This window comes from Specibacter cremeus (assembly GCF_003946885.1).
GTDB classification, from domain to species: domain Bacteria; phylum Actinomycetota; class Actinomycetes; order Actinomycetales; family Micrococcaceae; genus Specibacter; species Specibacter cremeus.
Genome location: NZ_RWKQ01000031.1, coordinates 42,754 through 52,569 on the forward strand (window position 1 = coordinate 42,754; position 9,816 = coordinate 52,569).

Below are 9,816 nucleotides of genomic sequence, written 5' to 3' on the forward strand. Positions count from 1 at the left end.
ACCGGCAATGAGGCTGAGGTGAAGTTTGTGAAGACCGAAGAATACGACTATGTGGTGGTCGGCGGTGGATCCGCCGGCGCGGCGGTGGCGGCCCGGCTGAGCGAGGATGACGACGTCACCGTTGCCTTGGTGGAGGCCGGCCCGTCGGACGTCGGCCAGGACGCGATCCTGCAGGTCACACGCTGGATGGAGCTGCTCGAATCCGGTTACGACTGGGACTACCCGATCGAGCCCCAGCAGAACGGAAATTCCTTTATGCGCCATGCCCGGGCCAAGGTGCTCGGCGGCTGCTCCTCGCACAACTCCTGCATCGCCTTCTGGGCGCCGGTTGAGGACCTGGACGAATGGGCGGCGATGGGCGCGCAGGGCTGGCAGGCGGCGAACACCCGTCCGCTGTATCGGCGCCTCGAAAACAACGCCGAACGCGGTGAGCACCACGGCCACGAAGGACCCGTGCGGGTGCGCAACGTTCCGCCCACAGACCCGTGCGGCGTCGCGCTGCTGGACGCCTGTGAACAGGCCGGGATCCCGCGGGTGCAGTTCAATGACGAGGCCACCGTGGTCAATGGCGCCAATTTCTTCCAGATCAATGTGCGCGAGGACGGGGTGCGGGCCTCCTCCTCGGTCAGCTACCTTCACCCGATCCTGGGCCGCCCCAACCTCACCATCCTGACCGGGCTGCGGGCGAAAAGACTCAACTTCGACGCGCACAAGCGGTGCACCGGCGTCGACGTTCTGGATGCCGACCTGATTCACACTCGCACCATCGGCGCCCGGCGGGAGGTCATTCTCAGTGCCGGTGCGATCGACTCGCCGAAACTGCTGATGCTCTCCGGGATCGGCCCGGCGGGGCATCTGCGCGAGATCGGGGTCGACGTGCTGGTGGATTCGGCCGGGGTCGGCTCCAATCTGCAGGATCACCCCGAAGGGGTGATCCAGTGGGAAGCCAGGCAGCCGATGGTCACCGAGTCGACCCAGTGGTGGGAGATCGGTATCTTCACCACCACCGAGGACGGCCTGGACCGACCGGACCTGATGTTCCACTACGGCTCGGTTCCGTTCGACATGCACACGGCGCGGCAGGGCTTCCCGACCACCGAAAACGGCTTCTGCCTGACTCCGAACGTCACACACGCCCGCTCCCGCGGCACGGTCCGGCTGCGGAGCCAAGATTTCCGGGACAAGCCCAAGGTCGACCCACAATACTTCACCGATCCGCACGACATGCGGGTGATGATCGCCGGGATCAAGAAGGCCCGCGAGATCGTCGCCCAGTCCGCCATGGCGGACTGGGCCGGGGCAGAACTGTACCCTGGCCCGGCGGTGCAAACGGATGAGGAAATCGCCGCGTACATCCGCAAGACGCACAACACCGTGTACCACCCGGCCGGGACGGTGCGGATGGGAGCGGCCGACGACGACGGCTCGCCGTTGGATCCGCAGTTGCGGGTGAAGGGGGTCACCGGTCTTCGCGTTGCCGATGCGTCGGTGATGCCCGAACTGACCACGGTGAATCCGAATTTGACCACCATGATGATCGGTGAACGCTGTTCGGATCTGATCAAGGCAGCCCGACGCGATGGCGACGTTCGGGGCCTGCGGCAGTCGCAGCGGCGCTCCGGTTCACACCCGGCCGAGACGCTCCGGGTCTGACCGGGCCGACAATCCCCGGCCATGTTCATGGGGTGAGTAGGTCTTGCGTGAAGTGCATCGGTGACTTGCGCTACGACCAGACTCGCACCTGGTCGTACCACCCCATTTCGAACCGTCCAAAAGGAATACCAATGTCTGAACAAAGCACTGGTGCACAGCCAAGCAACCCAGGGGCCCCGGGCGACGATGGAGGCCGGGGAGGTCGCGACGGCGCGAGTGGCATGGACGAGTTCGGGTACTCGCAGACCCTGGACCGCAGCATCGGAAAGTTTGCCAGCTTTGCGGCCGGCATCAGCTATATCTCCATACTCACCGGCGTGTTCCAACTGTTCTATTTCGGTTTCGGCACAGCGGGCCCGGCCTATGCGTGGTCCTGGCCGATGGTTTTCGTCGGCCAGCTCATGATCGCACTGTGTTTCGCCGAACTCGCCGGCCGCTATCCGGTCGCCGGCTCGGTATACAACTGGGCGAAGAGACTGTCCTCACCGACGTCGTCCTGGATGGCCGGATGGTTGCTGCTGATCTCCTCCGTCGTATCGCTGGCGGCGGTGGCCCTGGCCTTGCAGATCACCCTGCCGCAGATCTGGTCCGGGTTCCAATTCGTGGGAAACGGCAGCGGACCCTATGATTTCGCGCTGAACGGTGTCGTCCTGGCCGGCCTGCTTATCACCTTCTCCACCCTGGTCAATTCCTTCGGCGTGAAGTTGACCACCCGGATCAACAGCTTCGGCGTTTTCGTGGAATTGACCGCAGCCGTTTTGCTGGTCCTGGCCCTGGCCTTCCACGTGGTGCGCGGCCCCAGCGTGTTCGTGCATACGGGCGGGATCGGGCACGGGCAGTCGCTGGGCTACTTCGGAGCCTTCCTGATCGCAGCGCTCGCCTCCGGCTACGTCATGTACGGTTTCGATACCGCCAGCTCGCTGGGGGAAGAGACCAAGGATCCCAAGCACACCGCCCCGCGGGCAATCATCCGGGCGGTGACCGCGTCGTTCCTGCTGGGTGGGCTGATCCTATTCCTGAGCATCCTGGCGGCGCCGAACCTGTTGGACCCGAAACTGGGCTCGGCCGACGGCGGGCTGCAGTACATTGTGCTCGAGGTCCTGGGCAACCCGTTCGGGAAGGCATTCCTGGTCTGCGTGGTGATCGCGATCACGGTGTGCTGCCTCGCCGTCCAGGCGGCCTCGGCCCGGATGATTTTCGCCATGGCCAGGGACAACAACCTTCCATTCAGCCGGTATCTGAGCAAGGTGCACCCGAAACACAAGACCCCGACGGTCGCCTCGGTGGTGACCGGGGCCTGCGCGATGATTCCGCTGATCGTCAATATCGGCCAGCCGGCGATCTTCACGATTGTCTCCAGCATCGCCATTGTGCTGATCTACCTGTCGTACCTGCTGGTCACCCTTCCGATGCTGCGCAACCGGCTGCAGAAGAAATGGCCCCTGCGGGACGGAGCCGAGGTGGGCTTCTCGTTGGGCAGGTGGGGGCTCGTGGTCAATCTTGTGGCGGTGCTTTGGGGCGTGGCGATGACGGTGAACCTGATCTGGCCGCGCACCGCGATATACAACCCCTTGCCGCCGTTCCAGTGGTATTGGCGCTGGGGCGGGGTGATCTTCGTCGGCGCCGTCGTGGTCGGGGGGCTTGCGCTCTTCCGGACGAAGATCAGACACCAGACCGGTGTTCGGACCGAGCATGCGGCGCGCCCGGACGGGGTCGAACCCGACCCGCGCCCGGAGCTGGACTTAGCACAAACCTCCTGAAAGGAACAGATCCACGTGGTTCACAGAGTGAAGGCAGTTGTTGCCAAGGCAAAAGGCCAGCCGGTTTCGGTCGAAACCATCCTGGTGCCCGACCCCGGCCCCGGGGAGGCACTGGTGGATATCGAGACCTGCGGCGTCTGCCATACCGACCTGCATTACAAGCTGGGCGGAATCAGCGATGATTTCCCCTTCCTTCTCGGCCACGAGGCCACCGGGGTGGTCGCCGCGGTCGGACCCGACGTCACCGACGTGTCCCCGGGCGACCGGGTGGTGCTGAACTGGCGAGCGGTCTGTGGACGGTGCCGGGCCTGCCGCCGTGGTGAACCCCAGTATTGTTTCAACACCCACAATGCAACCCAGAAGATGACCCTGGAAGACGGCACCGAGCTCTCACCAGCGCTCGGTATCGGCGCTTTCGCGGAGAAGACGCTGGTGGCCGCAGGGCAATGCACGAAGGTGGGCGACGGCGCGGACGCCGCCGCAATCGGCCTGCTGGGCTGTGGCGTGATGGCCGGCATTGGCGCCGCCATCAACACGGGCGGGGTGACTCGCGGCGATTCCGTGGCCGTTATCGGTTGCGGCGGCGTCGGCGTCGCCGCCATTGCCGGATCGGCCCTGGCCGGCGCCACCACAATCATCGCGGTCGACATCGACGCCAACAAGCTCGGCCGGGCCCAGGAACTCGGTGCGACCCACGTGGTCGACTCATCGTTGACCAATCCGGTCGAGGCCATCCGGAAGCTCACCGGCGGTCACGGCGCGGACGTCGTCATCGACGCCGTCGGCCGGCCGGAAACCTACAAGCAGGCCTTCTACGCCCGCGACCTGGCCGGCACAGTGGTGCTCGTCGGCGTGCCCACCTCGCAGATGACCGTGGAACTGCCGCTGCTGGACGTCTTCGGGCGCGGCGGAGCGCTGAAATCCTCCTGGTACGGGGACTGCCTGCCCTCCCGGGACATCCAGATGCTGGTCGACCAGTACAAGCTCGGCCGGCTGGACCTGGACGCCTTCGTGACCGAACGGATCGGCATCGACGAGGTCGAAGATGCGTTCCGCAAGATCCACGAAGGCAAGGTCTTGCGGTCGGTGGTAGAGGTCGGATAGGCGGGCTCCGGGTCGGCGGCCACAGGTGGCTGCGATCCTGCCTGCTCTCGGCGGACATCGTCCGCTGGGAGCAGGTCTTCCCAAAAACCACTCCGGGCCGTTGGGGTGAGGATGGGGCCCTTTTCGACGTCGCGGTTATCAGGCTGCAAGCAATCCATACGCGTGGCCATTCGTACAGTGGCCCTCCACCATCGGCGCCGCGGCATCGCACCTTTGGCAGTGGATCGCGCGCGGCCACTGAACGACTTCCCGATCGTATTTTCCACCGCAGCTCGAAACTGTTGACAGCCGCACATGACCCACGTCACACTGTTGCGTAATGCGGACAACGTTGTTCAATACGAAACAGATCCTTCCGGTCCGGCACGAAAAGCGGGTCTGGAAGAAGTACAAAGACGTCACATCTGGGCCAAGCATTGGCTTCGCCCTCGACAGCAGGAGCACAGTGATGAACAGTCCCGTTATTTCGGTCCGTAATCTCTGGAAGGTCTTCGGACCCGGCGGTGAAAAGGTACCCGGCGATCCCAAGCTGTCCCAGTCGAGCCCCGCAGACCTTCTTGGAAGGGCGGGTTGCGTGGCCGCCGTTCGGAACATGAATTTCGACGTGGCCAAGGGCGAGGTGTTCGTGGTCATGGGGCTGTCCGGTTCGGGGAAGTCGACCCTGATCCGCTGCCTGACCAGGCTGATCGAACCCACCGCGGGCCAGGTGCTGGTGGACGGCCGCGATGTGCTGCAGGCTGCCCCGGCGGAGCTGCGGGAACTGCGCCGGCGCAAGATGTCCATGGTCTTCCAGCACTTTGGCCTGCTCCCCCACCGGACCGTGCTGGACAACGTCTCCTACGGCCTGCAGATCCGGGGGACGGCCAAGAAGGAACGGCACGCCGCCTCACGCGAAATCATTGAATTGGTGGGCCTCAAGGGCTACGAACAGCACTACCCGGACCAGCTTTCCGGAGGCATGCAGCAGCGGGTCGGGCTGGGTCGGGCCCTGGCCGGAGACCCGGATACGATCCTCTTCGACGAGCCGTTCTCCGCCCTTGACCCGCTGATCCGCCGGGACATGCAGGCCGAGGTGATCCGGCTGCACAAGGAAATGGGAAAGACCATGGTTTTTGTCACCCACGATCTGTCCGAGGCGCTCAAGCTGGGCGACCGGATCCTGATCATGCGCGACGGCGAGATGGTTCAGATGGGTTCCGGCGACGAATTGGTCGGATCGCCGGCGGACAGCTACATAGCGGATTTCGTCTCGGAAGTACCCCGGGCCGACGTCCTGACCCTCAAATGGATCACCCGCCCGGTGGATGCCGCCACGCCCGCCGACGCTCCCGTCCTGGCTGCGGGGACGCTGATCAGGGACGCCATCCCGCTGGTGACGGATTCCTCCTGTCCGGTCTTGGTGGCGGAACCCGGCGGCGCGGTTCTGGGACAGATCGACCGCGACAGCATCCTCTCCGTCATTCACGGCGGTGTCAGCCACGGCGCCGGCAGCCACGGCATTGCCGCACAGCTTCCGGACGGCGGCAGCCACGCCAGCCCCAGCGAAGAAGCCGTGGCCTGATGGCTACGCTGTTGCGCGAACGGACGGCGGCCGCCGTCCCACTGGCCGCTGATCCCGCACTGTGGCGTCGGATCAACCGTCGGACCTGGCTGCTGCTGGCGGCCGGCGCCCTCTGGCTGCTGGGCTTCGCGTTCCTGCATGGCACGGCCACCCTGTCACTGCCGGCTGCCGAGCTGACCGACCTGCACCGGATCCTGAACCACTTCAATGCCTGGATCGCAGACAACCGCGACGGCAACCCTGTCTTCGTGTACCTACTCACTCCGTTGCGCAGCGCGGTCGGCTGGGTCGCCGGCTTCTTCATGGCCATCTTCGCGGCCAGCCCCAGTGGCCAGCTCATCCCCGTAATGGGCTGGCTGGGCACGGTGGCCGTGCTGACCTGGATTGCTTTCGCCGTCGGAAACGTCCGGGTGGCGCTGCTGACCGCGGCCGTATTCACGTTCTTCGGGTTCCAGGGCCTGTTCGTCGATGCGGCCTACACCTTTGCTCTGGTGGTCACTGCGGTGCTGCTGACCCTGGTTGCAGGCATCCCGCTGGGCGTGCTGGCCGGCATCAGCAACCGCGTGCAGAAGGTCCTCACGCCAGTCCTGGACTTCATGCAGACCATGCCCACATTCGTTTACCTGGCCCCACTGGCGCTGATCTTCCTGATCGGACCGGCCTCCGCGGTGATCGCCACCGTCATCTACGCGGCTCCGCCAGTGATCCGGCTCACGGCCCATGGCATCCGCAGCATCCCGGAGAACACCAGGGAGGCCTCCGATTCGTTGGGGACAACCGGCTGGCAGCGGCTGCGCACCCTGCAACTGCCCATGGCCCGCCGGACCATCGTGATGGGCATCAACCAGAGCACCATGGCGGCGCTGTCCATGGTGACCATCGCTGCCTTGATCGCGGCCCCGGGGCTGGGACAGGTGGTCGTCGTCGCCCTGCAGTCGCTGGACGTCGGCACTGCGGTCAATTCGGGACTGGCAATCGTGCTGATGGCCATTGTGCTTGACCGCGTCACCACCGCAGCGAGCCAGCGGGCCGAGCCAGGTGCGGCCAAGTCCCGCAGGCTGTCCGGACGCACCCGACTCATTGTGCTCGGTGCCACCCTTGTGCTGGCCCTGGGGGTTGTCCAGCTCTCTCGCACCATACTCTGGGCCGCCGTCTTCCCGCAGAACCTCAACATTGGCCCGGCCATCGGCGACGGCGTCAATGCCGCCAGCGGCTGGCTGCAGGCAAACCTGTACTTCCTGACCCACTCATTCCGGGAAGCCGTCACGGTCGGCATTCTCAACCCGTTCCAATCGCTGCTGACGGACACGCCGTTCTACCTCCTGTCCGCCGTGATCATCCTGGTTGCCTATGCCATCGGCCACTGGAAGCTGGCTGCGGTCACCGCCCTCAGCCTGGCCGTGATCATCTCCCTGGGCCTGTGGAACGACGCCATGGTGACCCTGGCCAGCACCCTGCTGGCCACGATCATGGTGATGCTGTTGGGTATCGTCTTCGGGGTCGCCATGGGCCGCTCCAGCAGACTGGACCAGGCCATGCGGCCCATGCTCGACGCCGGCCAGACCATGCCGGCCTTCGTTTACCTGGTGCCGTTCCTGGGACTGTTCGGGGCCACCCGCTTTACCGCCATTGTGGCCGCCATCATCTACGCCGCCCCGGTGGCCATCAAGATCATCGCGGACGGCGTCGCCGGGATTTCACCGACCGTGGTGGAGGCTGCCGTCTCCAGCGGCTCCACCCCGTGGCAGGTCATCAGCAAGGTCCAACTTCCCATGGCCCGCAAGACGCTGGCCCTGGCTGCCAACCAGGGTCTGATGTACGTCCTTGCCATGGTCGTCATCGGGGCCCTGGTGGGCGCCGGCGGCCTCGGCTATGACGTCGTCGCCGGCTTCGTCCAGAGTTCGGTCTTCGGAAAGGGCCTGGCCGCCGGCCTGGCCATTGTCTTCCTGGGCATTCTCCTGGACCGCATCACCCAGGCCGCTGCCGCAACCCCGGTTCGCCGGCAGGTTCCCGTCAGGAAGCAAGTTGCCAGCAAGATCTAACAACCGCCAATCCAAGGAGAAAAGCATGGCCAGAACTGCAGGACTCTTGAACCGAAGTCTCCCTGCCGCCGCCGCGGCAGTTGGGGCGCTCATGCTGCTCACCGGTTGCGGCGCTGCAACCGTGAACCAGGGGGTAGCCGCCGGTCCCGCGAAAACAGACTGCGGAACCATTAATGTTGCCCTCAATGCCTGGGTCGGCTACACCGCCGACGCGGCGGTCTTCGACTACGTGGCCAAGAACAAACTCGGTTGCACGGTGGTGGAGAAGAACCTGAACGAGCAGATCTCCTGGCAGGGATTCGCCTCCGGCCAGGTCGACGTCATCATGGAAAACTGGGGCCACGAGGATCTGGCCAAGCAGTACATCACGGACCAGAAGGTCGCCGTCGACGCGGGATCCACGGGCAACGTGGGGCACATCGGCTGGTACGTACCACCGTGGATGGCCGCCAAGTACCCTGACATCACCGACGGCGCGAACCTGAACAAGTACGCGGACCTGTTCAAAACGTCGGAGTCCGCAGGCAAGGGGCAGGTGCTCGACGGCGATCCGGCCTTCGTGACCAACGATGAGGCCCTGGTGAAGAACCTCAACCTCGACTACAAGGTTGTCTTCTCCGGCTCCGAGGCGGCACTCATCCAGTCGTTCCGCACCGCGGAAGCGAACAAGACGCCGCTGCTGGGGTACTTCTACGACCCCCAGTGGTTCCTCTCCGAGGTCCCGCTGGTGAAGGTCAACCTCCCGGCGTGGACGCCCGGCTGCGATGCCGATCCGGAGAAGGTGGCCTGCGACTACCCGGTCTACAACCTGAATAAGGTGATCTCGAAGAAGCTCTCCGACAGCGGCTCGCCCGCAGCGAAACTCATCACGGCCTTCAAATGGACAAACGCGGACCAGAACTCGGTGGCAAAAGCCATCCAAGGAGGCATGAAGCCAGCTGACGCCGCCAAGGTCTGGGTGGATGCCCACCCGGAGGCGGTGAACGCCTGGCTGAAGTAGCCGGATGTGATGTAGGTCAGCGTTAGAGCCAATGCCGTTCGGTTAGGCTCCTGAGTTCGGCGTCAAATCGGCGTGTCACCGGGAAAAGAGGTGTGGCCCCTGTTTCAGTAGTTCGGTCCTCCAAGACTGATCCACCCCCACGGGAGCCACGATGTCCGATTCTGCCATTAATCACGCCCCGGGGGTATTCGCGCCGGGACATTTGGGTGAGCTAACCTGGGCCGTTCCGTTCGAGATGGTCGACGCCGCCCTCGAGACGGCCGGAGGCAAGGAACAACGGGTGCGCAAGCTGCCCTCCCGGGTGGTCATCTACCTGCTGCTGGCCGGGGTCCTGTTCGCGGACCAGGGCTGGAAACAGGTCTACGCCCGCCTGGTCTCCGGACTTCCTGCACCGCTGAAGAACCCCTCGGCCTCGGCGCTGAGTGAAGCGATGCGCCGGGTCGGGGTGGCCCCGCTGCGCGAACTGTTCACCCTGGTCAAGGGCCCCGCGGTGACCGGGACCCGGCAGGTGACCCGGTTTGCCGGGCGGCTGGTCGTGGCGATCGATGGAACGCAACTGGCCGTGGCTGACACCGAGGCCAACCGGGCGAGGTATCCCAAGCCGCGTGGTGGCCCCAACGGGGAGGCCGGCTACCCGATGCTGCGGATGGTCGCGATCCTCACGGCCGGGACCCGGTCGGTGCTCGAGGCGGCCTT

At 65.1% G+C, this 9,816-nt stretch carries 7 protein-coding genes; all 7 read left to right on the forward strand.

The window, feature by feature from the left end:
• The first annotated feature begins 27 nt into the window (after window positions 1–27).
• Window positions 28–1,653, forward strand: coding sequence for a GMC family oxidoreductase (locus EJC77_RS12895; RefSeq protein ID WP_125613241.1), 1,626 nt, complete (start codon window positions 28–30; stop codon window positions 1,651–1,653).
• A gap of 221 nt (window positions 1,654–1,874) precedes the next feature.
• Window positions 1,875–3,413 (forward strand): APC family permease, encoded by a 1,539-nt coding sequence (locus EJC77_RS12900; protein WP_125613256.1) that lies wholly within the window; start codon window positions 1,875–1,877, stop codon window positions 3,411–3,413.
• 15 nt (window positions 3,414–3,428) lie between these two features.
• Window positions 3,429–4,517, forward strand: coding sequence for an S-(hydroxymethyl)mycothiol dehydrogenase (locus tag EJC77_RS12905; RefSeq protein WP_125613243.1), 1,089 nt, complete (start codon window positions 3,429–3,431; stop codon window positions 4,515–4,517).
• 574 nt (window positions 4,518–5,091) lie between these two features.
• Window positions 5,092–6,078 (forward strand): quaternary amine ABC transporter ATP-binding protein, encoded by a 987-nt coding sequence (locus tag EJC77_RS12910; RefSeq protein WP_240630221.1) that lies wholly within the window; start codon window positions 5,092–5,094, stop codon window positions 6,076–6,078.
• Window positions 6,078–8,120: an ABC transporter permease gene (locus tag EJC77_RS12915; protein ID WP_125613247.1), complete on the forward strand. Its 2,043-nt coding sequence runs from the start codon at window positions 6,078–6,080 to the stop codon at window positions 8,118–8,120. The genes EJC77_RS12910 and EJC77_RS12915 overlap by 1 nt, the downstream gene beginning before the upstream one ends.
• Before the next feature lie 25 nt (window positions 8,121–8,145).
• Window positions 8,146–9,120: an ABC transporter substrate-binding protein gene (locus tag EJC77_RS12920; RefSeq protein WP_205787257.1), complete on the forward strand. Its 975-nt coding sequence runs from the start codon at window positions 8,146–8,148 to the stop codon at window positions 9,118–9,120.
• 202 nt (window positions 9,121–9,322) lie between these two features.
• The coding region (locus EJC77_RS12925) for a transposase domain-containing protein (protein WP_205787259.1) at window positions 9,323–9,816 on the forward strand (494 nt) is incomplete at its 3' end.

What these genes read in the sequence shown, in the direction of transcription:
- EJC77_RS12920 (WP_205787257.1), top strand. Translation starts at nt 8,146, where the DNA reads ATGGCCAGAACTGCAGGACTCTTGAACCGAAGTCTCCCTGCCGCCGCC.
- EJC77_RS12915 (WP_125613247.1), top strand. Translation starts at nt 6,078, where the DNA reads ATGGCTACGCTGTTGCGCGAACGGACGGCGGCCGCCGTCCCACTGGCC.
- EJC77_RS12900 (WP_125613256.1), top strand. Translation starts at nt 1,875, where the DNA reads ATGGACGAGTTCGGGTACTCGCAGACCCTGGACCGCAGCATCGGAAAG.